Source organism: Leifsonia araucanica (assembly GCF_051161895.1).
Taxonomy (GTDB): Bacteria; Actinomycetota; Actinomycetes; order Actinomycetales; family Microbacteriaceae; genus Leifsonia.
In genome coordinates this window covers 741,253-766,458 of record NZ_JBMBTW010000002.1, presented here as the reverse complement: position 1 = coordinate 766,458, position 25,206 = coordinate 741,253, and the positions used below count along the sequence as shown (strand labels likewise).

The window sequence follows — 25,206 nt, the reverse complement described above, 5'->3', positions numbered from 1 at the left end:
GTTCCCTACTCCGCCGCGGTGAGGCCGTGCTCGAATGCGTAGACGACCATCTGCACGCGATCCCGCAGCCCGAGTTTGCTCAGGATGCGGCTGATGTGCGTCTTCACCGTCGCCTCGCTCAGGTACTCCGTCGCCGCGATCTCCGCGTTGCTGAGACCGCGCGCCGCGAGCACGAAGATCTCCCGCTCCCGCGCGGTGAGGCTGCCGAACTCCTCCGGCTCCGGCTTGACCGGCTCGCTGGACGAGAAGTACTGGAACAGCTCGCGCGTCGCCCCCGCCGCGATCACGGCGCTCCCCGCGTGCACGGTGCGGATCGCCGCGAGCAGGAACTCCGGCTCCGCATCCTTCAGCACGAAGCCGCTCGCGCCGCCCCGGATGGCGCGGGCAGCGGCCTCGTCGAGGTCGAAGGTGGTCAGCACCACGATCCGCGGCGCACTCCTGGCCTCGCGGGCGGCGCTCTCGATGATCTCGGTCGTCGCCGCGATCCCGTCCATCACGGGCATCCGGATGTCCATCAGCACCACGTCCGGCGCGGTGTCCCTGGCGAGTTGCACGCCCTCCGCCCCGTTGGCCGCCTCCCCGACGAACTCGAGGTCGGCCTGCGATCCCACGAGCATCCTGACCCCGGCGCGGAACAGCGGCTGGTCGTCGACCAGCAGCACCCGGATGCGCCCGGTCGCGGCCTCGACGGCGTCCGTCAGCTGGTCGCCGCTCACGCCGTCTCCCCCGCCGGCAGGAACGCGTTCACCAGGAACTCGCCGCCGGCCGGGCCGGCCGCGAGGCTCCCTCCGGCGAGCGTCGCCCGCTCGCGCATCCCTGGCAGGCCGTGGCCGACGCGCGGAAGCGCTCCGGTGGCCGGGGTGTCGGTCTGGACGGTCTTCATGGTGTTCCTCACGGTGATGGTGATGCCGGGTCCTCCGTCGCGCTGCGCGACCTCGGCGAGGACGACGGTGGCCGGCATGCTGGTATCTCCGTGCCGGAGGGCGTTGGTGAGCGCCTCCTGCACGATGCGGTACGCGGCGATCTGCTGGGCCGAGCCGAGCATCCCGTAGCCGCCGATGCGTTCGACGGTGACGTCGAGCCCGGCCGCGCGCACCTGCTCGACCGTGCGGTCGAGGTCGTCGAGCGACGGCTGCGGACCTTCCGGCTGGGCGTGGCGCAGTTCGGCAAGCAGCACCCGTACGTCGCCGAGAGCGGACCGGGCGGTGGATGCGATGGTCTTGAGCGCGACGTCGACCGCATCGGGGTCGGCGTGCCGGGCGTAGCGCGCGCCGTCCGCCTGCGCGATCACGACCGCGAGCGAGTGCGCGACCACGTCGTGCATGTCGCGGGCGATGCGGGTGCGCTCCTGCTCGACCACGACGTCCTCGACGGCACGCGCCCTGTCGAACTCCGCGACCACCTGGGCGCGTCTGGACATCCTGGCGTTGCGCCAGGTGCGCATGAGCAGGCCGAGCACCCAGGACAGGCCGAGCACGGTGGCGCTCACCACCACGAGGAAGACGAACTCGAGCGCCAGCCGCGAGATGGCGCCGGAGAGCAGGTCGAGGTAGCTCTGGTTGAGGGCGGCGGTGAGCGAGAGGTACAGGGCGGCGACCACCGCGCCGAGACCGGCGGAGATGAGACCGGACCAGCGCACGATCCTGTCGCCGTACGCGGCCGTGGCGTACAGCACGACCAGGATGGCCACATCGCTGAACTGGATGCTGTGGCCGGTGGTCATCTGCAGCACCGCGGTCAGCCAGGCGATGGCGAGGGCCACGGCCGGGGAGATGCGGCGGACGGCGACCGCGACCGTGAAGCCGATCACCACCACGATCGCCGACCGGGCTCCGCCGTCCCCGGAGATGCCGAACAGCCCGGCCGAGTCGAACGGCAGGCACAGCACGGCGAACAGCACGGCGCCGGCGATGTCGAACGTCAGCTGCCGTCTGGTGAGGCGGCGCACGAGGCCCGTGCGGTTGGGGTCGCTCTCGGGAACGGGGGTGCCACCGGAGGAGGCGAGCCAGACGAGCACGGAGTGGTTGCCCGTCTCGGCACCCGGCACTGCACCCTCCTCCGCGCCGGCGCCGACACTGCTCGCGCGCTGCCGGGCGACGAGGAACCCGAGCAGCCAGCCCGCCACGAAGGTCACCGCGAGCAGCAGACTCATCAGCAGCAGCCCGACGCCCTGGCTGGTGTAGTAGCCGCCGATCACCGGCCCGATCAGCGGGAACTTCAGTTCACCGCGCACCGTGAACAGGTAGGCCAGCATCGGCGCGACCAGGATGGCGGACGCGAAGTCGAGCCAGCGCACCACCGGCCCGGAGTGCGCGGCGATGCCGAACACCGCGATCAGCACGGCCACGGCGGACAGCACCCGGAACGGCATCGGCATCGAGACCGACTCCGTCGCCTCCCCCAGTACCGCGAGCCAGAGCAGCCCGAGCGAGACGGGAGGAAGCACCCGGGAGACGGCGACCGCCGCGCAGTAGAACGTGAGCGCGAGCGCCGACTGGAACTCGAACGGAAGTCCGGCGATCACCCACGAGAGGAAGAGGACGACACCGAGCGCCGGTTCGAGGACCCAGCGGTACGGGACGATCCTCTCCACCAGGCGGGTACGGTACGGCATCCCTCTACGGTACGGGGCCGACGGGCGCTGCACCGCCTCGAACGGCCGATTTCATCCCAGGGATGTACGCCGCGGCGCTCCTAGAAGCCGAGCCTGCCGAGCTGCTTCGGGTCGCGCTGCCAGTCCTTCGCCACCTTCACCCTGATCGACAGGAACACGTGCTTGCCGAGCAGCTCCTCGATCGGCTTGCGCGCGGTGGCGCCGACCTCCCGGATGCGGCTGCCGCCCTTGCCGATCACGATCGCCTTCTGGCTGTCGCGCTCGACGAACAGGTTGGCGTAGACCTCCACGAGGTCTTTGTCGTCGCGCTCGATGATGTCGTCGATGGTCACTGCCAGCGAGTGCGGCAGCTCGTCCTCGACGCCCTCCAGCACCGCCTCGCGGATGTACTCGGAGATGCGGTCCTCCAGGCCCTCGTCGGTGACGGCATCCGACGGGTACAGCGGTGCGGGAGAGACCGGCAGCAGACGCATCAGCTCGGTGGTCAGTGTGTCCAGCTGGATGTGGCTGGTCGCCGACAGCGGCACGATCGCCTCCCACTCGCGCAGCGCAGAGACCGCGAGCAGCTGCTCGGCCACGGCCGCCTTGCTCGCCGCGTCGATCTTGGTCACGATCGCGACCTTCTTCGCGCGCGGGTACTCGTCGAGCTGCTCGTTGATGAACCGGTCGCCGGGGCCGATCTTCTCGTCGGCGGGGATGCAGAAGCCGATCACATCCACGTCGCCGAGGGTCGACTGCACGAGCGAGTTGAGCCGTTCGCCGAGCAGGGTGCGCGGCCGGTGGATGCCCGGGGTGTCCACCAGGATCAGCTGGCCGTTCTTCTGGTGCACGATGCCGCGGATGGCGCGGCGGGTGGTCTGCGGCTTCGAGGACGTGATCGCGACCTTCTCGCCGACGAGCGCGTTAGTCAGCGTGGACTTGCCGACGTTGGGGCGGCCGACGAACGACGCGAAGCCGGCGTGGAAGTCGTTCACGAGTGGTTCTCCTCTTCCGGCGCGCCAGGCGCCGAGATCAGTGCTGCGTCGCGTTCGACGAGCACGGTGCTGACGTGTTTGCGGCGGCCCTCTGTGCGGTCGACCGTGAACCGCAGTCCGTGAGTGGATGCGGTCGAGCCGACCTCCGGCAGGCGGCCGAGCGCCTTGGAGACGAGGCCACCGACGCTGTCGACGTCATCGTCGTCCAGCTCAAGGTCGAACAGCTCGCCCAGTTCGTCGATGGGGAGGCGGGTGCTCACGCGGTAGCGTCCCTCCCCCACCTGCTGCACCAGTTCCACCTCGTGGTCGTACTCGTCGGAGATGTCTCCGACCAGTTCCTCGATCAGGTCTTCCAGGGTCACCAGCCCGGCGATGCCGCCGTACTCGTCCACCACCATCGCCAGGTGGTTGGACTCCAGCTGCATCTGCCGCAGCAGCGCGTCCGCCTTCTGCGACTCCGGCACGAACAGCGCGGGCCGCACGATGTCGCCCATCGTCAGCTCGTCGGCGCCGAGCGGGCTCTCAAAGCTGAGCTTGGCCACATCCCGGAGGTAGAGCACGCCCACGACCTCGTCCGGGTCGCCGTCGATCACGGGCATCCTGGACACGCCCTTGCTAAAGAACAGGCCCATCGCGGTGCCGAGTCCGGCCGATTTGTCGATGGCGACCATGTCGGTGCGCGGGATCATCACCTCGCGCACCACCGTCTCGTTGAACTCGAAGATCGAGTGGATGAGCTCGCGGTCGTCTTCCTCCAGCACGTCGAACTCGGTGGCCTCGTCGACGATGCTGAGCAGCTGCTCCTCGCTCGCGACCGGCGCGGAGCGCGCCCGCGACGGCGTCACCCGGTTGCCGAGGGCCACTAGGCCGCCGGCGATCGGACCGAGCAGCACCCGGATGAACCGCACGAGCGGCGCGGTCAGCCGCAGCAGCATCGTGGAGTTGGCGCGTCCGACGCTCCGCGGGCTCGCACCGACCAGCACGAACGACACCGCCGTCATGATCAGAGCGGACAGCAGCAGCGAGACCCACCACTCGTCGAAGATCTGCTCGAAGGCGAGCGTCACGAGCACCGCAGCGGTGGTCTCCGCGGTGATGCGGCTGAAGTTGATCGCGTTGAAGTACGCGCCTGGATCGGCGGCGATCGCCAGCAGCGACGTCTTCGACCGCGAGGTCTCGGCCAGCTCGGCGATATCGTTCCTGGACTGCACGGACAGCGCGGAGTCCACAGCGGCCATCAGGCCGCCGAACGCGACGAGCAGGAACGCGACGATGAAGAACAGCGTTGCGAGCATCCGGTGCCTATCGCTGTCGGTCGTAGCGGGAGAAGCCCACCAGGATGTCGCGCTGGATGCCGAACATCTCGCGCTCCTCGGCCGGCTCGGCGTGATCGAAGCCGAGCAGGTGCAGGATGCCGTGCGTCGTCAGGAGCAACAGCTCCTCCATCAGGGAATGTCCGGCCGTCTCCGCCTGGGCCTGAGCGACCTGCGGGCAGAGCACGACATCGCCGAGCAGCCCGGCAGGAGCAGGCTCCTCCTCCGTGCCGGGGCGCAGCTCGTCCATCGGGAAGCTCAGCACGTCGGTCGGCCCAGGCTCGTCCATCCACTGCACGTGCAGCTGCTCCATCGCCGCCTCGTCCACCAGGACGATGGCGAGCTCGGCATCCGGATGCACGTGCATGATGTCGAACGCGTACCCGGCGAGCCGCTGCAGTGCAGCTTCGTCCACCTCGATGGCCGACTCGTTGTTGACTTCGATACTCATGGGGCCGGGCCTAACGTCGTTTCGGGAAGCGGTCGCGCGGGACGGCGGAGCGGCGCTCTGCACGGTTGGCGAACTCGGCCGCCTGCTCGCGCTCGTAGTGCAGCGCCTGCTTCTGCGCGTCGTACTCGGTGTATGCGTCGACGATGCGGCCGACCAGCGTGTGCCGGACGACGTCGTCGCTGGTGAGACGCGCGAAGTAGATGTCGTCGATGTCCTTCAGCACCCGCGTCACCAGCCGGAGACCGCTGGCCGCCGTCGGCAGGTCCACCTGCGTGATGTCGCCGGTGACGACCATCCGCGAGCCGAAGCCGAGCCTGGTGAGGAACATCTTCATCTGCTCCGGCGTGGTGTTCTGCGCCTCGTCGAGCACGATGAACGAGTCGTTCAGCGTGCGTCCGCGCATGTACGCCAGCGGAGCGACCTCGATCGTCCCGGCCGCGAGCAGCTTCGGCACGATGTCCGGGTCCATCATCTCGTTGAGCGCGTCGTACAGCGGACGCAGGTACGGGTCGATCTTGTCGGTGAGCGTGCCAGGCAGGTAGCCGAGCCGCTCGCCGGCCTCGACGGCCGGGCGGGTCAGGATGATCCTGTTGACCTCTTTGCGTTGCAGGGCCTGCACGGCCTTCGCCATCGCCAGATAGGTCTTGCCCGTGCCGGCCGGTCCGATGCCGAACACGATGGTGTTGTGGTCGATGGCGTCGACGTACTGCTTCTGACCGAGGGTCTTCGGCCGGATCGCCTTGCCGCGCGCGGTCAGGATGGCCTGGCTGAGCACGTCGGACGGGCTCAGGTTCAGGCCGGTGTCCAGCATCTTCGCCGAACTGGTCACCTCGGCGGGGCTGATCTCCTGGCCGTTGCGCACCATCAGCAGCAGCTCCTCGATCAGCCGGCGGGCCGCATCCACCTGGGACGCGTCGCCGGTGAGCGAGATCTCGTTGCCGCGAACGTGCACGCTGACCTGCGGGTACTGCCGCTCCAACGTGGTGAGCAGACGATCCTGCGGGCCGAGCAGCCGCACCATCTGCACGCCGTCGACGTGCAGGCGTGCTTCGGACTCCGATGCTCCCGCTGCAGGCGTTGATTCGCTAGTCGGCAAGGCTTCCTTCCTCGAGCTCTCCGCTCAGAACGTGGGCGTGCACATGGAACACGGTCTGTCCCGCATTTGCCCCGGTATTGAAGATCAAACGGAAATCACCGTCGGAGTGTTCCTCCGCCAGCGATTTCGCCGTCGCGACCAGTTCGGCCAGCAGGGCGGGATCCCCCGCCGCCAGCTCGGTCACGTCGCGGTACTGCTGCGTCTTGGGTACGACCAGGAGGTGCACGGGCGCCTTGGGCGCGATGTCCCTGAACGCGATGATGCGCTCGCCGTCGTAGACGATGTCGGCCGGGATCTCGCCCGCGATGATGCGGGAGAAGATCGAAGGCTGCTCGGTTTCCATGTCTCCCATCTTAAGCGCCACGCCTCACCAACGGCCGATGGATGCGTTCAGCACGGCCAAGGCCGCCGGCCCGGCCGTCGAGGTGCGCAGCACCGTCGAGCCGAGACGCACGAGCTCGGCGCCCGCGTCGCGGAACGCGTCGAGCTCCGACGGCGCGATGCCGCCCTCCGGGCCGACCACCAGCACGAGAGGGCGCGCATCCGGTTGCAGCGAGGTGAGCGGCACGTCCGCGTCCGGCTCGAGCACGAGCACGCGCGCGTCGGCGCAGAGTGCAGCGACCTGCTTGGTCGACGCCAGCTCCCCGACCTCCGGCACCCAGGCCCGGATCGACTGCTTCGCCGCCTCGCGCACGATGGTCGCCCAGCGCTCGCGGCCCTTGGCGACCTTCTGGCCCTCCCAGCGGGAGACCGACCGGGATGCCGCCCACGGGATCACCGCATCCACGCCCAATTCGGTCGCGGCCTGGATGGCGAGTTCGTCGCGGTCGCCCTTCGCGAGGGCCTGCACGAGGGTGATCGCCGGCGCGCCGCGCTCCACCTGCTGCACCGTGGCCACGTCGATGGTCAGCGCGGCGTTGGTTGCCTCTACCACCTCGCCCGTCGCCAAGAGACCCCGGCCGTTGCCGATCATCACCGACTGGCCGGGGCGGGTGCGGTTGACCGTCGCCGCGTGCTTCGCCTCAGCACCGGTGATCGACAGGCGCTCCCCGACCGTCGCCGTCTCCAGGTCCTCCCGCAGGTAGAGCGAGCTCATGCCGGGATCAGACGTTCAGGAAGCGGTCGCGCAGCTTGGCGAAGAGACCCTGCTGGAAGCGGGCCAGCGACGGCTCCTCCTGCTTGTGCGTCGAGGCGAACTGCTTGATGAGCTCGCGCTCCTTGTGGTCGAGCTTCGTCGGGGTGACCACCTGGATGCCGACCCGCAGGTCGCCGCGGCCGCTGCCACGCAGGTGCGTGATGCCGCGATCCTTCACCGTGATGATGTCCGCGCTCTGGATGCCCGCCTTCAGCTCCAGCTTGATGTCGCCGTCGAGCGCCTTGACCGTGGCCGTGGTGCCGAGGATCGCATCCGTCATCGCCACTTCGAGCGTGCAGAGCAGGTCGTCGCCGTCGCGGCTGAACACGTCGTGGTGCTTGACCTTGATCTCCAGGTAGAGGTCGCCGTTCGGGCCGCCGGCGGGACCGGCCTCGCCGCTGCCCGGCATCTGCAGCCGGAGGCCGGTGTCGACACCGGCGGGGATGTCCACGGGAACCGTGCGGCGGGCGCGCACGCGGCCCTGGCCCTGGCAGGTGACGCACGGCGTCGCGATGACGGTGCCGTAGCCACGGCAGGTGCCGCAGGGGGTGGAGGTCATCACGTTGCCGAGCAGCGAACGCACGGAGCGCTGGATGCTGCCGGTGCCGTGGCAGATGTCGCAGGTCACCGGAGCGGTGCCCGGCTGGCAGCACGAGCCGTTGCAGGTCTCGCAGACGATGGCGGTGTCGACCTCGAGGTCGCGGTGGGTGCCGAAGATGACCTCGTCGAGGTCCACCTCGACGCGCAGCAGCGCATCCTGGCCGCGCTCGCGGCGGGACTTCGGCCCTCTGGTCTGGCCGCCCCCTCCGAAGAACGTCTCGAAGATGTCGCCGAAGCCGCCGAAGTTCTGGCCGCCTCCGCCGAACCCGGCCTGCGGGCCGAGGTCGTACTGCTCGCGCTGCTGCGGGTCGCTCAGCACGTCGTACGCGTGGGTGACCAGCTTGAAACGCTCGGACGCCTCGGCGGACGGGTTCACATCCGGGTGCAGTTCGCGGGCGAGGCGGCGGTACGCCTTCTTGATCTCATCGGGGGTGGCGTTGCGCTCAACGCCCAGGACTTCGTAGTGGTCGGCCACAGACGGCTTTTCCTTCTCGTTCGTTGTCTTATTCGCCGAGCAGGCGGGAGAGGTAGCGGGCCACCGCTCGCACGGCGGCCATGTTGCTCGAATAGTCCATGCGGAGCGGGCCGAGCACGCCGAGACGCGCCAGCTCCGACCCGGATGCGGTGTAGCCGCTCGACAGCACGGAGGTCTCCGCGAGCCCGAACGACGCGTTCTCACGCCCGATGCTCACCGCCACCCCGTGCTGGTCGCCGGCCATCTCGCCGAACAGCTTCAACAGCACGACCTGCTCCTCGATGGCTTCGAGGACGGGGAAGATGCTCCCCGTGAAGTCGTGCTCGGTGCGCACGAGGTTCGCGGCTCCGGCCATCACCAGCTTGTCCTGGCGGTTCGCGGCGATCTGCTCCATGAGGGCCGTCGCGACGGGGTCGACCAGCGCCCTGGTGCGCTCGGTCAGCGCGTCCGGGAGCTGGGAGAGCCTGGCGGTCGCGTCGCTGAGTGACAGCCCGGCCGCAGCGCCGTTGATGGCGCCGCGGATCTCGGCGACCTCCTCGTCGGACAGCTCGGCGCCGAGCTCGATCACGCGCTGCTCGACGGCGCCGGAGTCGGTGATCAGCACGCTGAGCAGCCTGCGCGGCGCCAGCGTCACCAGCTCGATGTGCCGGATGCGCGACCGTGTCACAGACGGATACTGCACGAGCGCGACCTGGTTGGTCAGCTGCGACAGCAGCCGCACGGTGCGCGCGAGCACGTCGTCGAGGTCGACGGACTCGCCGAGGAACACCTCGATCGCCTGCCGCTGCGCCTGACTGAGCGGACGCATCTCCGCGAGGTGGTCGACGAACAGCCGGTAGCCCTTGTCGGTGGGGACGCGCCCGGACGAGGTGTGCGGGGCGGCGATCAGGTCTTCCTCTTCGAGCGCGGCCATGTCGTTGCGGATCGTCGCCGCCGACACGCCGAACGCGTGCCGCTCGACGATGCTCTTCGAGCCGACCGGTTCGCGCGATGCGACATAGTCCTGCACGATGACGCGCAGCACCTCGAGGCTCCGCTCAGAAACCATGCGACCCGCCTCCCGAAGACCTTTAGCACTCACTGAACCTGAGTGCTAATCATAACGCGCTGACACGCCCACACGATCATTGCCCCGCCGGGAGCGGCGGCAGTACGGTATGCGCACAGGTGCGAATACGTGCCTGCCCCTCACGAAAGGCTCCGACCATGAGTGACCCGAACCAGCCGCCGGTCAACCCGGAAGGCAACGGCGTTCCCCCGCAGCAGCCGAACGTCCCCCCGGCGCAGCCGCAGCAGCCATACGGTCAGGTCCCGCCGCAGCAGCCGAACGTTCCTCCGGCGCAGCCGCAGCAGCCGTACGGCGGCCAGGTGCCCCCGCCGCAGCAGCCGAACGTTCCTCCGGCGCAGCCGCAGCAGCCGTACGGCGGCCAGGTGCCCCCGCCGCAGCAGCCGTACGGTCAGCAGCCGCAGCAGCCGTACGGCGGCGCGGGCGCTCCTGCCGCCGCTCCGCTCGACGCGGCGTCCGACAAGCAGTGGGCGTCGTTCGCCCACCTCGGCGGCATCCTCTGGATCCTGCCGTCGCTGATCATCTTCCTCGTCTTCAAGGACCGCGGTCAGCTGACCAACCAGGAATCGAAGGAAGCCCTCAACTGGCAGATCACCTGGATCATCGTCTGGATCGCCTCCCAGATCGTCGGCGCCGTCTTGGCGTTCACCGGTTTCGGCTGGCTGATCTTCGGCCTGCTCATCCCGTGGATCCTCTACGTCGTGAACCTGGTGTTCTCGATCCTCGGATTCGTGAAGGTGAACAGCGGAGGAACCTACCGCTACCCGGTCAACTTCCGCTTCATCAAGTAGCGCGCAGAACCCGGCCGCAGAGCACCGCCGGAGGACGCCGAGGGACCCGGGTCTCTCGGCGTCTTCCCAGTTTCGGGATGTTTGCCCTACTGTTATGGCTGACGATCCCGTCCACGACCCGCCCGGACCCCGGGCGCAGCCAAGGAGAGAACATGTCCGCAACGCCCCCGCCGCCGCCTGGTGCACCGTACGGAGGCCAGTCCCAGCAGCTCAGCCCCTCGGATGAGAAGCTGTGGGCGACCCTGGTCCACATCGGTGGCATCATCTTCAACTGGATCCCGGCGCTCGTCGGCTACCTCGTCCTCAAGGACAAGGGCCCGTTCGTCCGCGCGCACACCGCGACGGCGCTGAACTTCCAGATCACGATCTTCATCGCGTACATCGTGGGCGGAATCCTGACGATCGTGTTCGTCGGCGTGCTGATCATCGCTGCTGCGGCCATCCTGAACATCGTCTTCAGCATCATCGCGGCGATCAAGGCCAACCAGGGTCAGTACTACGTCTACCCGGTGGCGATCAAGTTCGTCAGCTGACGTTCGACCGCTTCGTCGCACGCCCCGGCTTCCGAGCCGGGGCGTTCGTCGTTTCCGGGGTGTGTGCCGGGCGCGTGTCGTCGGCGCCGGGCGACGGTGTCAGTCGTCGAGCAGCCTGCGGACGACCGCGTCGGCGAGGAGACGGCCCGACAGCGTGAGCTCGATGGTCCCGCGGAGCGCGGCCCGCGCATCCACCAGTCCGTCGGCGATCAACCCGGCCACGGCCGTGCGGCCGTACTGGTCGAGCTCGGCGGTCGCGATCCCGTCCCGGATGCGCGTGAGCAGCAGCACGCGCTCCACCCGCCTGGTCTCCGCATCCAGGGTCTCGCGGCCCGCTGCGGGCGACTCCCCGGCGAGCACGCGGCCCGCGTACGCTGCGGGATGCTTCACGTTCCACCAGCGGACGCCGCCGACGTGGCTGTGCGCGCCCGGACCGACGCCCCACCAGTCGTGGCCCTGCCAGTACGCGAGGTTGTGGCGGGACCGGTGGTCGTCGTCGGTCGCCCAGTTGCTCACCTCGTACCAGCCGTATCCGGCAGCGGCGAGGCGGGCATCCGCGAGCTCGTACATGTCCGCCTGCAGGTCTTCGTCCGGCTCCGCGACGACGCCGGACTTGATCTGCCTGGCCAGCTTGGTGCCGGTCTCCACGATCAGCGAGTACGCGGAGAGGTGGTCCGGGCGGCAGGCGATCGCCGAGTCGAGCGACCGCTCCCAGTCCGCCAGCGACTCCCCCGGCGTGCCGTAGATGAGGTCGAGGCTCACCTGCAAGTCGGCATCCCGCGCCCACTCGACCACGAGCGGCACCCGCTCCGGATCGTGGGTGCGCTCGAGCGTCGCCAGCACGTGCGGCACGGCCGACTGCATCCCGAACGAGACGCGCGTGAATCCGGCGTCGGCGAGGCTGCGCAGGTAGTCGGCGTCGACCGAGTCCGGGTTGGCCTCCGTGGTGATCTCGGCCCCCGGTGCGAGCCCCCAGGCGTCCCGGACCGCGCCGAGCATCCCGGCCAGGTCGGAGGCGGGCAGCATGGTCGGCGTTCCCCCGCCGAAGAAGACGGTCGACACGGATCGGGCGGGCAGTCCGCTGCCGTCGAGCGCTGCGGCCGCGAACGCGACCTCCCGCTGGGCGTGGCCGGCGTATTCGGACTGGGAGACGCCGCGCAGTTCGGTGGCGGTGTACGTGTTGAAGTCGCAGTACCCGCAGCGCACCCGGCAGAACGGAACGTGCAGGTACACACCGAACGCACGCTCGCCGACACCGTCGAGCACGCTGGACGGCAGCAGTCCGTCGGCGGGTGCAGGGTCGCCGAGGGGAAGAGCGCTCGGCACCTCAGGCCGCCCTGGCGGGAAGCAACGAACGCAGATACCGGGCGGTGTACCGCCGCTGCGCCAGCCGAAGAACGGGCGACGCCAGCCGGTAGAACGTGGTCGACGGCCGATAGAACGCCCGCACGACGAACCACACCGACCCGTCATCCCTCAGCTCGACGATGAACGCCTCCTCGCCGGACTCCGGATGCCCGTGCAGCGTCCCATACGCGAACCCGGCCCGCTGCGGCTCGTCGATGACGTACACCACCCGCACCGGCGCGGACACGGTGAGCGGCCAGAACGGGATCTTCAGCACGGCGGTCATCCCGTTGGCGATATACGGCGACCCGTCATCGGCGAAAATCGCCTCGGACGGCCGGTGCTCCTGCATCTTCGCCGGCGTGCCATCCGGGTTGAACACGACACCCTCATACTGAACGCCGGTGCCCTCGTGGGTCTCGGTGACCTTGATGCCGCTCCCCCGCTGCACACCCCAGGTCATCAGCGCAGTGACGGTCGACGCGAACCGCTCCTCCCCGCTGCCGATGCGCGCCTGGCGGATGAACGACTTGTAGCCCTTCGGCGGGTAGTAGAGCAGGTCGGCAGCCTGCGTCCCACCGACCGCACCATAGGTGACCGGCTCATCGGTGAACGTGGAGCGACGCATGGTGACAACTTTACTTGGCGCGTTGCGTGCGGGAAAACGCTGCGGATCGGGTGCGGGCGACGATGGCCTACTTCTTGTCCTTCTTCTCCACGTCGCCGCTCAGCGCCGCGATGAACGCCTCCTGGGGCACTTCCACGCGGCCGACCATCTTCATGCGCTTCTTGCCCTCCTTCTGCTTCTCGAGCAGTTTGCGCTTGCGGGTGATGTCGCCGCCGTAGCACTTGGCGAGCACGTCCTTGCGCATCGCCCGGATGCTCTCGCGGGCGATGATGCGGGCGCCGATCGCGGCCTGGATGGGGACCTCGAACTGCTGGCGCGGGATCAGCTCGCGCAGGCGGCCGGTCATCAGCACGCCGTACGCGTATGCCTTGTCGCGGTGGACGATGGCGCTGAACGCATCCACCTGTTCGCCCTGCAGCAGGATGTCGACCTTGACCAGGTCGGCCTCCTGCTGGCCGGTGGGCTCGTAGTCGAGGGAGGCGTAGCCGGCGGTGCGGCTCTTCAGCTGGTCGAAGAAATCGAAGACGATCTCGCCGAGGGGCATCGTGTAGCGGATCTCGACGCGGTCCTCGCCGAGGTACTCCATCCCGAGCAGCGAGCCGCGGCGGCTCTGGCAGAGCTCCATGATGACGCCGACGTAGTCTTTCGGCGCGAGGATCGCGGCCTTCACCATCGGCTCCTCGACCTTGGCGATCTTTCCGCCGGGGAACTCGCTCGGGTTGGTGACCGTGATGACCTTCTTGTCCTCGGTGGTCACCTCGTAGATCACGCTCGGAGCGGTGGTGATGAGGTCGAGGCCGAACTCGCGTTCGAGGCGCTCGGTGACGATCTCCAGGTGCAGCAGACCGAGGAAGCCGCAGCGGAACCCGAAGCCGAGGGCGACGGAGGTCTCCGGCTCGTAGACGAGGGCGGCATCCGACAGCTTGAGCTTGTCGAGCGCCTCGCGCAGCTCCGGATAGTCGCTGCCGTCGATCGGGTAGAGGCCGGAGAAGACCATCGGCTTCGGCTCGGTGTAGCCGGGCAGCGCTTCGGTCGCGGGCTTCGCAGCCGACGTGACGGTGTCACCGACCTTCGACTGGCGGACATCCTTCACGCCGGTGATCAGGTAGCCGACCTCGCCGACGCCCAGACCCTTCGAGGGGGTCGGCTCCGGTGCGGAGACGCCGATCTCCAGGATCTCGTGGGTGGCCTTGGTCGACATCATCTGGATGCGCTCGCGCGGGGACAGCTTGCCGTCGATCATGCGCACGTAGGTGACGACGCCGCGGTAGCTGTCGTACACCGAGTCGAAGATCATCGCGCGCGGTGGAGCATCCTTGACGCCCACCGGGGCCGGGATGAGGTCCACGACCCGGTCGAGCAGTGCATCCACGCCCATCCCGGTCTTGCCGGACACGCGGAGCACGTCCTCCGGCTTGCCGCCGATGAGGCTGGCGAGCTCTGCGGCGTACTTGTCCGGGTCTGCGGCGGGTAGGTCGATCTTGTTCAGCACCGGGATGATCGTGAGATCGTTCTCGAGCGCCAGGTAGAGGTTCGCGAGCGTCTGGGCCTCGATGCCCTGCGCGGCGTCGACCAGCAGGATCGCGCCCTCGCACGCGGCGAGCGACCGGGACACCTCGTAGGTGAAGTCGACGTGTCCGGGCGTGTCGATCATGTTGAGCGTGAACGCCTGACCGTTGTCGTCGCCCCACGGCATGCGCACGGCCTGGCTCTTGATCGTGATGCCGCGCTCACGCTCGATGTCCATGCGGTCCAGGTACTGTGCGCGCATGTCGCGCTCGGCGACGACGCCGGTGATCTGCAGCATCCTGTCGGCCAGGGTGGACTTGCCGTGGTCGATGTGGGCGATGATGCAGAAATTGCGGATGAACGCCGGATCGGTCGCGGCGGGCTCGAGGGCCTTCAGAGCTCGTGGTGACATTGTGCTGCGATTCTCCCACGCGGACCGGCGCGTCTCCTATTCGAGGTTCAGGCGAAGCGCTCGGAGCGCTCGACCACGACGCCGGCGCCGTCCTCCCAGCGGTACACCTCCGCGCCGTCGATGAAGACGCGCTCTGCCCGCGAGTTGACGTCGAGCGGGTCGCCGGACCAGACCACCACGTCGCCGTCGAGGCCGGGCGTGAGGGAGCCGACGCGGTCGTCCAGCTTCAGGAACGACGCGGGGTTCACGGTCAGCGCCTCCAGGGCGGTCTCGCGCGGCAGGCCCTCCTTCACTGCGAGCGACGCCTGGTGCACCAGGAAGTTGATCGGCACGACCGGGTGGTCGGTCGTGATGGCGACGCGCACGCCCGCCGCGGCGATCTTCGCGAGATTGGCGATGGCCCTGTCGCGCAGCTCCACCTTCGAGCGGGAGGTGAACATCGGGCCGAAGATCACCGGGATGTCGCGCTCGGCGATCACGTCGGCGAGCTTGTGCGCCTCCGTGCCGTGGTTGATGACGAGCCGGTAGCCGAACTCGTCGGCGAGGCGCATGGCGGTGGCGATGTCGTCGTGGCGGTGGGTGTGCTGGTCCCAGGCGAGCTCGCCGTCGAGCACGCGCACCAGCGTCTCCTTGCCGAGGTCGCGGGCGAACGGCTTGCCCTCCTTCTCCGCGTCGTCGCGCTGGGCGCGGTAGTTCTGGGCGTCGACGAACGCCTCGCGGATGATCATCGCGACGCCGAGCCGCGTGCTCGGGGTGACGTTCTTGCCGCCGTACACCCGCTTCGGGTTCTCGCCGAGCGCGGACTTCACGCTCACAGCCTCGCGCAGCACCTGCTCGTCGATCGTGCGGCCGCCCCACGACTTGATCGCGACGGTCTGCCCGCCGATCGGGTTGCCGGACCCCGGCTTGACGACGATGGATGTGACGCCGCCGGACAGCGCATCCCGGAACCCCTCGTCGTCGATGTTGATGGCGTCGATGGCGCGCACCGCGGCCGTGTTCGGGGTGGTCATCTCGTTCGTGTCGTCGCCCGCGGGGCCATTGGCCTCCTCGTGGATGCCGACGTGACCGTGCGACTCGATGAAGCCGGGCAGCACCCACTTGCCGCTCGCGTCGACCGTGCGGACGCCATCCGGGATCTCGATGTCCGCGCTGGTGCCGACGGCGGCGATCTTCCCATCCTGGATGAGGACGGTGCCGTTCTCGATCGGGTCACCGGCGACCGGGACGAGGTATGCGTTGACGATGGCGACGGAAGAGGTTGTGGTCATGGCTTCGACCATACGCCTGGGGGTGGGGGTGGTGAGGCGGGGTGGCCGCGGGTGGCGTGGAGCGGGGCGTCGGAGTGGGCGGGACGACGGGCGGTGCGGTGGCGTGCGCCGAGACGGGCGAGGCCGGCGAATGAATATCACGTGGCGGGAATGCATCGGCGGCGGCGGCGTTTCACCGAACCATGAGCATTCTCTTGACCGGCGCGACCGGCTTCATCGGATCATCCGTCCTCCCCCGTCTCCTCGAGGAGGGTCACAGCGTGACCGCACTAGTGCGCGACGAGGAGAAGGCCGCGCGAGTCGAGGCAGCCGGGGCCACCGCGCTCATCGGCGACGCGAGCGACGGCGAGCTCGTCGAGCGGGCGGCCCGCGAGAGCGACGGCGTCATCCACCTCGCATCAGCCAAGGACGTCGACCCGGTCTTCGTCGACGCCGTCCTGCGCGGCCTCGAAGGAAGCGGCAAGCCGTTCGTGCACACCGGAGGCATCTGGTCGTACGGCTCCAACCCGGACATCACCGAGGACTCCCCCTCCGCCCCGCCAGCGCTGACTGCGTGGCGCCGGGCGACGGAGGAGCGCGTCCTCGCCGCAGAGGGCATCCGCACGGCGGTCGTCGTGCCCGCCGTCGTCTACGGCCACGGCGCAGGAATCGCCAACGTGCTCGTGGATGCGCCCCGCGGCTCCGGCGTCGCACCCGCCCTCCGCCTGGTCGGCGACGGCGAGCAGCACTGGACGACGGTGCACGTCGACGACCTGGCCGCGCTGTACGTGCTGGTGTTCGAGAACGGCGACGCCGGCGCGGTCTACCTCGGCGCGAGCGGTGCGAACCCGACCGTGCGCGAGCTCGGAGAGGCCGCTGCGTCGGCTGCCGGTGTCTCCGGCGGCGTGGAGCCGGAGAGCGCGGACGAGACGCGCGCCCGCCTCGGCGCGGACTTCGCCGACGCGCTGTTCCTCGACCAGCAGGCACGCGGAACGAAGGCCCGCATCGACCTCGGCTGGGAGCCGAACCGGCCGACCCTGCTCGACGAGCTGGTGAGCGGGTCGTACGCTCCGGCCGCCGTCGGCGCAGGCACGGCGGACTGAGCGTCCGCCTCATCGACTCCGGGGGTGCTCCGCCTGCCTGACCTCGCGTGCAGCGCCCCCGGACCGGTTTGGCGCAGAGCCCGCTCGCTGGTAAAGTTGTTTGTTGGCTTGCGTGTGGGTTCTTCCGCACGACTGCCGCAAGGCGCCCTCTCTCGCTGAGCGGCTCATCCGAAACTCACTTCGAACGAAAGTAACCACGTGGCAAACATCAAGTCGCAGATCAAGCGCATCGGCACCAACAAGAAGGCCCAGGAGCGCAACAAGGCTGTCAAGAGCGAGGTCAAGACCGCGGTCCGCGCGACCCGCGAGGCCGTTGCAGCCGGCGACAAGGACAAGGCGACTTCGGCGCTGAAGCTCGCTACGAAGAAGCTCGACAAGGCGGCCAGCAAGGGCGTCATCCACAAGAACCAGGCCGCCAACAAGAAGTCGGCGATCGCCAAGCAGGTCGCAGCCCTCTAAGCAGCACCAGCATCCCGGACCCGTCCGGCAGCGAAGAGCCCCCGTCGTCACGACGGGGGCTCTTCGCGTTTGTGGTGGGTGGGTCAGGGCGCGTGGATCGGGTGGTGGGATCACACTGCCGGGCGTGAGGAATCGGCGGATGTGGTGGATCGGCCGGACGTACGGGAAGGGTCGGACGTGCGGGATGGGTCGGACGTGCGCGTGGGGGGACGTGCGGGACGGGTCGGACGCAGGCTCAGCCGGGCGTGGCGCGCTGCGTCAGGCGTCGCGGCCGCGGGCGCTGACGATGCGGATCATGCGTTCGAGGGCGAAGACCGGGTCGCGGCCGCCGCCCTTGACATTGGCGTCGGTTTCGGCGAGGACCTCGATGCAACGTCCGAGGCCGTCTTCCGTCCAGCCCTGGAGGTCGCGCTTGGCGCGATCGACCTGCCAGGGGGCCAGGCCGAACTGCTGCGCGAGCTGGCCGGAGCCTCCGCGCGCGCCGGACAGCTTCGCCATCGTGCGCACCTTGCTCGCGAACGCCGCCACCATCGGTACGGGGTCGGCGCCGGACGCGAGGGCGTGCCGCATCGTGACCAGGGCCTCTCCGTAGCGTCCGGCGATCGCAGCATCGGCCACGTGGAAGGCATTCGTCTCGACGCGGCCGCCGTAGTACTTGTCGACCGTCGCCTCGGTGACCTCCGCGGCGGTGTCGGAGATGAGTTGCTGGCATGCAGCGGCCAGTTCGGCCAGGTCGTCGGCGAACGCGGACGTCACCGCGCGCAACGCTCCTGCCGTGATCTTCTTGCCGGCGTTCCGGAACTCCGCCTGGGCGAAGTCGTACTTGTCGGAGTCCTTCTTCAGCTCGGTGCAGACCACCTCGATGCCTCCGCCGCCGCCGGCCCGGATGGCGTCGAGCAACTTCTTGCCGCGCACGCCGCCGCCGTGGCGGAGAACCACGACCGTGCCGTCCGCGGTGCTCGGCAGGTAGTCGAGCATGTCGCTGAGGAACGCGTCGTTGCACTTCTCGACCGCCTCGACCCTGATCAGTCGGGGCTCGCCGAACAGGGAGGGGCTCGCGAGCGTGAGCAACTCCCCCGGCGCGTAGTCGGCCGCGTTGATGTCGCTGATCTCGAGACTCGCGTCCTCCGCCTTGAGTGCGTCGCGCAACATCCGGATGGACCGGTCGGCGAGGAACCCCTCCGGACCGGACACCAGCACCACCGGCGCCGTCCTGATCTGGTTCCACGCGAGCTGCGGGATGACGGCGCTCGGCGCCCGCCCCTTGCTCGCGCTCGCCCTGCTGCCGCCTCGTGCCGCCACGTTCCTCCTCGGTCCATTCCAGTGTACGGGCGGCCACCGTCACCGGGCGCCGGGGTGGATGGCGGGGCGGTGGATGCGGGCGGTGGGTCGCGTTTCGCCCGGAAATCGGTGCCGACGGCCGCCTGTCTGGCGAGAGCGGCGGGGGTCACGGGCGATGGGTCGCGTTGCGTCAGGGACTCGACGCTGACGGCCAGCGGGCTGGCGAGAGCGCCTGGGGTCGCGGGCGATGGGTCGCATTGTGTCCAGGACTCGACGCTGACGGCCAGCGGGCTGGCAAGAGCGCCCGGGGTCGCGGGCAGAGGGCCGCGTTCTGTCCAGAGGTCGACGCGGCCGGGGACGGGTCCAGGTGAGACGAGGAGGACGCCGGAGTGGTCGGTGCGGGCGACGGTGCTGCCCGCGGCGGCGAGCATCCCGAGGGCGGAGGGGGTGGGATGTCCGTAGCCGTTGTCCGCGCCGACGGAGACGAGGGCGAGGCTTGCGCTCAGTGCCGAGTACAAGCGCGGGCTCTGGTCGGCGGAGCCGTGGTGGGCGACTTTGACGACGTCGACCGTGCGGACGCTGCCCGTGGCGAGGAGCGCATCCTGGCTGGACTCGCCGAGGTCGCCGAGGAAGATCGAGCGCATCCCGTGGCCTTCGACGGCGACCGTGATGCTGCCGGGGTTGCCGGTCAGCGCGGGCGTTCCCTGCGGGGGTTGGGGCGGCCAGAGGACCGTCCAGGTGATCGCGCCGAGGGTTCCGTGGGCGCCGGCGAAGCCCTGCTCGACGGTCGCCCCGGAGTCGCGGAGGGAGGCAAGGGCGCGGATGTCGAGGTCACGGCCGGTCTCCCCGACGAGAGCGCGCTCCACCCGGCCGAGGACGCCAGGGAGGCCGCCGACGTGATCGACGTCGAAGTGGGTGAGGATCAGCAGGTCGATGTGCGCGATGCCGAGGGTGTCGAGGCAGGCGGTGGCGAGGGCGGGTTCGCGTCCGACATCGATCATGGCGACGTGGTCGCCGTCCCGGACGAGCAGCGCGTCGCCCTGGCCGACATCGCAGGCGGCGAGTTGCCAGGTGTCCGGAAGGGCGACGGCGCGGCCGACGACGGTTCCGCCGAGGATGCCCAGGTAGCCGACGGTGCCGAGGCCGAGGGAGATGGCGGCCACGGTGGCGATCATCCCGCGTCCCACTCGTGGGCGTGCCAAAGCCAGGACCGTGACCGCGACCAGGGCCGCCGCGCAGAGCAGGACGCCGACGATGCCGTCGGCCCACGGGAGCGCGCTGCCCGGGAGGGCGCTGGTGGCGGTCGCGACCTGGGCGATCCAGGCGGACGGAGCCCACGCCGCCCAGACGAGCGCCTGACCGAGCGCGGGGATGAACGGCAACGCGACGCAGGCGAGGCAGCCGAGGAGCGTCGCCACCGGTGCCGCTGGTGCGGCCAGGAGGTTGGCGGCGACGCCGTAGAGCGGAATGGTCGGCGAGAGCAGGATGAGGACTGGTTGACAGGCGAGCTGGGCCCCGAGGGGAACCGCGAGTGCGACGGCCAGGGTTCGCGGCAGCCACCCGGTCAGGATGCGCGCGAGCGGGCCGGCGAGCAGCATCAGTCCTCCGGTGGCCAGGACCGACAGTGCGAAGCCGTAGTCGCGGGCGAGCCAGGGGTCGTGCACGAGGAGGACGATGACCGCGAGGGCGAGCAGCGGGAGTCCTTGGGAGGGTCGTCCCCGGGCGATGCCGATGAGGACCACCACGGCCATCGTGGATGCACGGATGACGCTTCCGCCCGGGGTCACGAGGATGACGAATGCGGCCAGCGCGAGGAGGGCGACGACGACGCGTGTCCGGCGACCGAGTCCGAGTCGTGCGGAGACGAAGAAGGCGACGGCGGTGATCATCGCGCAATTCGCGCCGCTGACCGCGGTGAGGTGGCTGAGGGAGGCCGCCTTCATGGCGGTGTCGAGGTCGGCGGGGACGGCCGTCTCGTCGCCGATCGCGAGACCGGGGAGGAGCGCGCCTCCGTTGCCGGGGGTGGTGGAGGAGGCGGCGGCGAAACGGTGCCGGACCTGCTCTGTCCAGGCGAGCCACCAGGGTGGGTCGTCGAGCGGGGTGGCGGACGCGGTGGCGGAGAGGGTGAAGGCGGTGGGTTCGCCTGGGGCGTTCGCGGTGAGGGTGCCGGTGACGCGGACGAGGGCGCCGAACGGTGGTGGGGGTGCTGAAGGTGGAAGTGGGGCGATGACGGTGACGGTGGCGGAGATGGGGGTGGGTGTGGGTGAAGGTAAAAGAACCGATTGGGCGGTTCCGCGCCAGCGCGCGCGCTCGGCTCCGTCGAAGCCGGGTGAGATGCGGTGCGGGGTGCTCTCGACGCGCACGGCCATGGTGACTCGCTGACGGTCGGGACCGTCGGTGAGGATCGGCGGCGTTCTTGTCGGAGCCTGCGTGGCGACCACGCTAGTGACCAGAGCGACAGCCGCGAACGACACGCAGCAGAGCGTTGCATGGAGCGCTGCGCGACGGTTCGTGCGCGCACGAGGCGGACGTTGCTGGGGCGCATCCCGGCGTCGACTGAGCAACACCGCGACGAGCAGGGCGCCGGCGGCGAGCATCCAGCAGGCGACGGCGAGCGGGCAGGCCGCATCCGGGGCTCCGATGGCGATCGCGGCGGCGGCCCAGAGGGAGACGGCCGGTGGGATCAGGCGGAGGTCGGGTCTCATACGGTCACCCGATCTTTGAGGCCGTCGAAGAGTTTCTGACCGATGCCGGTGATGGCGAGGAGGTCGGCGGGCGAGGTGAAGCGGCCGTTCGCGGTGCGCCAGTCGAGGATGCGGGAGGCGAGGGCAGGGCCGATGCGCGGGAGAGTCTCGAGGTCGGACTGCGTGGCGGTGTTGAGATTCACCGTGGACGCGGAAAAGCCAGACGCGGCAGCGCCCGAACCGGCAGCGGGCGGCGGCGGAAGCGGCTCCCCGATGCGTGGGACCGCGAGCTGCTCGCCGTCGGTGACAGGGCGGGCGAGGTTGACGGTGCTGAGATCGGCATCCTCGGTGAGCCCGCCCGCCGCGGCGACCGCGTCGAGCACGCGCCCTCCCGCTGCGAGGGTGACCAGCCCCGGGTTGGCGACGGCTCCGAGCACGTGCACCAGCAGTTCCCTGCCCGGCGTGGGCGAAGGGTCACCAGCACTCGACGGAGACGGTGCGGGCGCATCGACCGTGGTCGTGGATCCCTGCTGGCCGAACGCTGACACGACGACCGTCACCACCAGCGCTCCCAGCAGCAGGACGACCGCAGCGCCTACCCCGAGACGAACCCGCCCAGACCGTGGCACAACGACATCCGCCACGTCCTCCGCAACACCCGCAGCACCCGCTTCACCATCCGCATCCGTCTCCCGCATCCCTTCACGCTACGAACCCCGCACACTGCCCCACTGCCCAACGCAAAACCCGTGGAAAACACCAACGGCCGCCCTCCCTGTGGAGAGCGGCCGTCGAAGCCTGCGCGAACGTACTACCCGCGCGCCCGCGTCGCGATGTTCACCAGGCGCGGCGCGCGCACGATCACGTTCACGATCTCGCGGTCGCCCACCGAGCGCTTCACGGCCTCGGAGGCGCGTCCGAGGGCTTCCAGCTCGTCCGTCGAGATCTTCGGGGAGACCTCGAGGCGGTCGCGGACCTTGCCGTCGACCTGGATGACCGCGGTGACCGACTCCTCGATCAGCAGCGTCGGGTCCGGCTTGCGCCACTGGGCCAGCGCGACCGCGGGCTCGTAGCCGAGCATCGACCACATGTCTTCCGCCGCGTACGGCGCGAACAGGTTCAGGGCCATCGCCGTGACCTCTGCCGCCTCGCGCACGGCGGGGTCGGCGGGGCCTGCGCCGCTGTCGATGGTCTTGCGGGTGGCGTTCACCAGCTCCATCAGGCGCGCGACGACGACGTTGAACTTGAACGCCTCGACCAGTCCTGGCGCGTCGGCGAGGAAGCGGTGGGTGACGCGGCGCAGGGCCGTGTCCCCGTTCTTCCAGACCGCGTCCGGGCTGCTGGTCACGTCGTGGGCGACGCGCCAGGCGCGGGCCAGGAACTTGGCGCTGCCGGACGGCGAGACGTCCGCCCAGTCGATGTCGTCCTCCGGCGGCCCGGCGAACGACATGGTGAGGCGGACCGCATCCACGCCGTGCTCGTCGAGCTGCTCGGACAGCTTGACCAGGTTGCCGCGCGACTTGCTCATCGCGGAGCCGTCCATCAGCACCATGCCCTGGTTCAGCAGCGCCGTGAACGGCTCGGTGAAGCTCAGGTAGCCCTGGTCGAACAGCACCTTGGTGATGAACCGGGAGTACAGCAGATGCAGGATGGCGTGGGTCACGCCACCGACGTACTGGTCGACGGGCGCCCACTTCTCCGCCTCTGCCGGGTCGAACGCCTGCGTGTCGTCGCGAGCGGACAGGAAGCGCAGGAAATACCACGAGCTGTCCACGAACGTGTCCATCGTGTCCGTGTCGCGCGTGGCAGGACCACCGCAGTTCGGGCAGGCCACGTTGACCCAGTCCGACGCCGCTCCCAGCGGGCTGGTGCCCTTCGGCTGCAGGTCGAGGCCCTCCGCGGGCGGGAGCAGCACCGGCAGGTCGGACTCCGGCACGGGAACCTCGCCGCAGACCTCGCAGTGGATGATCGGGATGGGGGTGCCCCAGTACCGCTGGCGCGAGATCAGCCAGTCGCGCAGGCGGAAGTTCTTCGCCGGCACGCCCAGGCTGCTCGCCTGCAGCGCCTCGGTGACGCGACGGATCGCGTTCGACTTGCTCAGCCCGTCGAACGGCCCGGAGTTGATCAGACGGCCCTCGCCGGTCAGCGCAACGCCGGTCTCCGAGGGGTTCTGCAGGGGCAGGTCGTCCGGCAGGATCGGCTCGCCGGTCTCCGGGTCGGTGTGGATGACCGGGATGGCGCCGGTGACGGGCTGGTTCGTGTCGACGACCACGCGCACGGGCAGGTCGAAGGCGCGGGCGAAGTCCAGGTCGCGCTGGTCGTGCGCCGGCACGGCCATGATCGCGCCGTGACCGTAGTCGGCCAGCACATAGTCCGCCGCCCAGATCGGCAGCTTCTCGCCGGTCAGCGGGTTGACCGCGTGGCGTTCCAGGAAGACGCCGGTCTTCTCGCGCTCGGTGGAGAGACGGTCCATCTCCGTGGTGCCGCGGACAGCATCCAGGTAGTCGTCGAAGCGCTGCTTGACCTCCGGACGCGCATCCTTCACCAGCTCGGCGGCCAGGTCGGAGTCGGGGGCGACCACCATGAACGTCGCGCCGTAGAGCGTGTCAGGACGCGTCGTGTACACCGTCACCGGCTCGTCGCGGCCCTCTATCGCGAACTGCACATCCGCGCCGGTGGAGCGGCCGATCCAGTTGCGCTGCATCGACAGCACCTTGGACGGCCACGCACCCTCCAGCTGGTTCAGGTCGTCCAGCAGACGGTCGGCGTAGTCGGTGATGCGGAAGTACCACTGGGTCAGCTTCTTCTTGGTGACCAGGTTGTCGCAGCGCTCGCAGCGGCCGTTGACGACCTGCTCGTTCGCCAGCACGGTCTGGTCGAACGGGCACCAGTTGACCGAGCTGGCCTTGCGGTACGCCAGGCCCTTCTCGTACAGCTTCAGGAACAGCCACTGGTTCCAGCGGTAATACTGCGGATCGCTGGTCTGCAGCACGCGATCCCAGTCGAAGCTGGGCGCGTAACGGCGCATGCTGGCCTTCTGCTGCGCGATGTTGTCGTTGGTCCAGCCGTTCGGGTCGAGCCCGCGCTTGATCGCGGCGTTCTCCGCCGGCAGGCCGAAGGAGTCCCAGCCGATCGGGTGCAGCACGTTGAAGCCCTGCTGACGCCAATAGCGGGCGATCACGTCGCCCAGCGCGTACGCCTCGGCGTGACCCATGTGCAGGTCGCCGGACGGGTAGGGGAACATGTCGAGCACGTATTTGCGCGGACGGGTGTCCGCCGGGTCGTCCGTGGCGAACGGCTTCAGGTCGTCCCAGACCGGAAGCCACTTGTCCTGGATGGCGGCGAAGTCGTAGTGCGCGCCCTCGGCCGGCGCGTTCGCTGAATCGTGCTCGTGTGCCACGTGACTCTCATTCTTGAAGGTGCTTGGCCGCTGTCGAGTGGATGCGGCCGGGAAGACGTCGGGCGGCGTGCGCCCAAACATCCAC

The 25,206-nt window shown here is 69.5% G+C and carries 21 protein-coding genes and 1 pseudogene; 4 read left to right on the top strand and 18 right to left on the bottom strand.

Going from position 1 to position 25,206, the window contains the following annotated elements; all coding sequences use genetic code 11:
* Positions 1-5: 5 nt before the first annotated feature.
* The 10 genes from ACN6M5_RS03620 to hrcA all read right to left on the bottom strand — a co-directional run bounded on the left by ACN6M5_RS03620 (position 6) and on the right by hrcA (position 9,706).
* Positions 6-716: a response regulator gene (locus ACN6M5_RS03620; RefSeq protein WP_256922135.1), complete on the bottom strand. Its 711-nt coding sequence runs from the start codon at positions 714-716 to the stop codon at positions 6-8.
* Positions 713-2,614 carry a sensor histidine kinase gene (locus ACN6M5_RS03615; protein WP_434948532.1) on the bottom strand — a complete coding sequence of 634 codons (1,902 nt, stop codon included), beginning with the start codon at positions 2,612-2,614 and terminating at the stop codon, positions 713-715. Before ACN6M5_RS03615 ends, ACN6M5_RS03620 begins: the two co-directional genes overlap by 4 nt.
* An 80-nt stretch (positions 2,615-2,694) precedes the next feature.
* Positions 2,695-3,588 carry a GTPase Era gene (era, locus tag ACN6M5_RS03610; protein WP_085371224.1) on the bottom strand — a complete coding sequence of 298 codons (894 nt, stop codon included), beginning with the start codon at positions 3,586-3,588 and terminating at the stop codon, positions 2,695-2,697.
* Positions 3,585-4,883, bottom strand: a complete 1,299-nt coding sequence (locus ACN6M5_RS03605) for a hemolysin family protein (protein ID WP_434948531.1) — start codon at positions 4,881-4,883, stop codon at positions 3,585-3,587. The genes era and ACN6M5_RS03605 overlap by 4 nt, the downstream gene beginning before the upstream one ends.
* Before the next feature lie 7 nt (positions 4,884-4,890).
* Positions 4,891-5,352, bottom strand: a complete 462-nt coding sequence (gene ybeY / locus ACN6M5_RS03600) for an rRNA maturation RNase YbeY (protein WP_085371226.1) — start codon at positions 5,350-5,352, stop codon at positions 4,891-4,893.
* A 10-nt stretch (positions 5,353-5,362) separates the two neighbouring features.
* Positions 5,363-6,448, bottom strand: coding sequence for a PhoH family protein (locus ACN6M5_RS03595; RefSeq protein ID WP_434948530.1), 1,086 nt, complete (start codon positions 6,446-6,448; stop codon positions 5,363-5,365).
* Complete coding sequence (locus ACN6M5_RS03590; protein WP_085371228.1) at positions 6,438-6,791, bottom strand: histidine triad nucleotide-binding protein; 354 nt, start codon at positions 6,789-6,791, stop codon at positions 6,438-6,440. The genes ACN6M5_RS03595 and ACN6M5_RS03590 overlap by 11 nt, the downstream gene beginning before the upstream one ends.
* 24 nt (positions 6,792-6,815) lie before the next feature.
* Positions 6,816-7,544 carry a 16S rRNA (uracil(1498)-N(3))-methyltransferase gene (locus ACN6M5_RS03585; protein ID WP_434948529.1) on the bottom strand — a complete coding sequence of 243 codons (729 nt, stop codon included), beginning with the start codon at positions 7,542-7,544 and terminating at the stop codon, positions 6,816-6,818.
* A 7-nt stretch (positions 7,545-7,551) separates the two neighbouring features.
* Positions 7,552-8,658 (bottom strand): molecular chaperone DnaJ, encoded by a 1,107-nt coding sequence (gene dnaJ, locus ACN6M5_RS03580; protein ID WP_085371230.1) that lies wholly within the window; start codon positions 8,656-8,658, stop codon positions 7,552-7,554.
* A 28-nt stretch (positions 8,659-8,686) separates the two neighbouring features.
* Positions 8,687-9,706: a heat-inducible transcriptional repressor HrcA gene (hrcA, locus tag ACN6M5_RS03575; RefSeq protein ID WP_085371231.1), complete on the bottom strand. Its 1,020-nt coding sequence runs from the start codon at positions 9,704-9,706 to the stop codon at positions 8,687-8,689.
* Between the two features lie 158 nt (positions 9,707-9,864).
* On the opposite strand from hrcA, the gene ACN6M5_RS03570 reads away from it, so the two are divergent.
* Positions 9,865-10,515, top strand: coding sequence for a DUF4870 domain-containing protein (locus ACN6M5_RS03570; RefSeq protein WP_434948528.1), 651 nt, complete (start codon positions 9,865-9,867; stop codon positions 10,513-10,515).
* Between the two features lie 152 nt (positions 10,516-10,667).
* On the top strand, positions 10,668-11,048 hold the full coding sequence (locus ACN6M5_RS03565) for a DUF4870 domain-containing protein (RefSeq protein ID WP_085371233.1): 381 nt from the start codon (positions 10,668-10,670) through the stop codon (positions 11,046-11,048).
* A gap of 99 nt (positions 11,049-11,147) precedes the next feature.
* Here ACN6M5_RS03565 and hemW read toward each other — a convergent pair whose 3' ends face one another.
* The 4 genes from hemW to ACN6M5_RS03545 form a co-directional block, all read right to left on the bottom strand.
* Positions 11,148-12,374, bottom strand: a complete 1,227-nt coding sequence (hemW, locus tag ACN6M5_RS03560; RefSeq protein ID WP_434948527.1) for a radical SAM family heme chaperone HemW — start codon at positions 12,372-12,374, stop codon at positions 11,148-11,150.
* A gap of 1 nt (position 12,375) precedes the next feature.
* Entirely contained in the window at positions 12,376-13,023 is a 648-nt protein-coding gene (locus tag ACN6M5_RS03555; protein ID WP_434948526.1) for a DUF1990 domain-containing protein, read from the bottom strand.
* 67 nt (positions 13,024-13,090) lie between these two features.
* Positions 13,091-14,944 (bottom strand): translation elongation factor 4, encoded by a 1,854-nt coding sequence (lepA, locus tag ACN6M5_RS03550; RefSeq protein WP_434948525.1) that lies wholly within the window; start codon positions 14,942-14,944, stop codon positions 13,091-13,093.
* A gap of 47 nt (positions 14,945-14,991) precedes the next feature.
* Complete coding sequence (locus tag ACN6M5_RS03545) at positions 14,992-16,215, bottom strand: amidohydrolase (RefSeq protein ID WP_434948524.1); 1,224 nt, start codon at positions 16,213-16,215, stop codon at positions 14,992-14,994.
* A gap of 182 nt (positions 16,216-16,397) precedes the next feature.
* Between ACN6M5_RS03545 and ACN6M5_RS03540 the strand changes: the two genes are divergently transcribed.
* Both ACN6M5_RS03540 and rpsT read left to right on the top strand, forming a co-directional pair.
* On the top strand, positions 16,398-17,297 hold the full coding sequence (locus ACN6M5_RS03540) for an NAD-dependent epimerase/dehydratase family protein (RefSeq protein ID WP_434948523.1): 900 nt from the start codon (positions 16,398-16,400) through the stop codon (positions 17,295-17,297).
* A 198-nt stretch (positions 17,298-17,495) separates the two neighbouring features.
* Complete coding sequence (rpsT, locus tag ACN6M5_RS03535) at positions 17,496-17,756, top strand: 30S ribosomal protein S20 (RefSeq protein WP_085371417.1); 261 nt, start codon at positions 17,496-17,498, stop codon at positions 17,754-17,756.
* 258 nt (positions 17,757-18,014) lie between these two features.
* Here the strand turns inward: rpsT and holA are convergent, their stop codons facing one another.
* The 4 genes and pseudogenes from holA to leuS all read right to left on the bottom strand — a co-directional run bounded on the left by holA (position 18,015) and on the right by leuS (position 25,202).
* Positions 18,015-19,058 (bottom strand): DNA polymerase III subunit delta, encoded by a 1,044-nt coding sequence (holA, locus tag ACN6M5_RS03530; RefSeq protein WP_434948522.1) that lies wholly within the window; start codon positions 19,056-19,058, stop codon positions 18,015-18,017.
* Positions 19,059-19,624: 566 nt separating this feature from the next.
* Positions 19,625-20,980 (bottom strand): annotated as a pseudogene (locus tag ACN6M5_RS03525) (ComEC/Rec2 family competence protein); the annotation flags it as partial.
* Positions 20,981-21,738: 758 nt separating this feature from the next.
* Positions 21,739-22,419, bottom strand: a complete 681-nt coding sequence (locus tag ACN6M5_RS03520; protein WP_434948521.1) for a helix-hairpin-helix domain-containing protein — start codon at positions 22,417-22,419, stop codon at positions 21,739-21,741.
* A gap of 113 nt (positions 22,420-22,532) precedes the next feature.
* Positions 22,533-25,202 carry a leucine--tRNA ligase gene (leuS, locus tag ACN6M5_RS03515; protein WP_434948520.1) on the bottom strand — a complete coding sequence of 890 codons (2,670 nt, stop codon included), beginning with the start codon at positions 25,200-25,202 and terminating at the stop codon, positions 22,533-22,535.
* Positions 25,203-25,206: the final 4 nt, after the last annotated feature.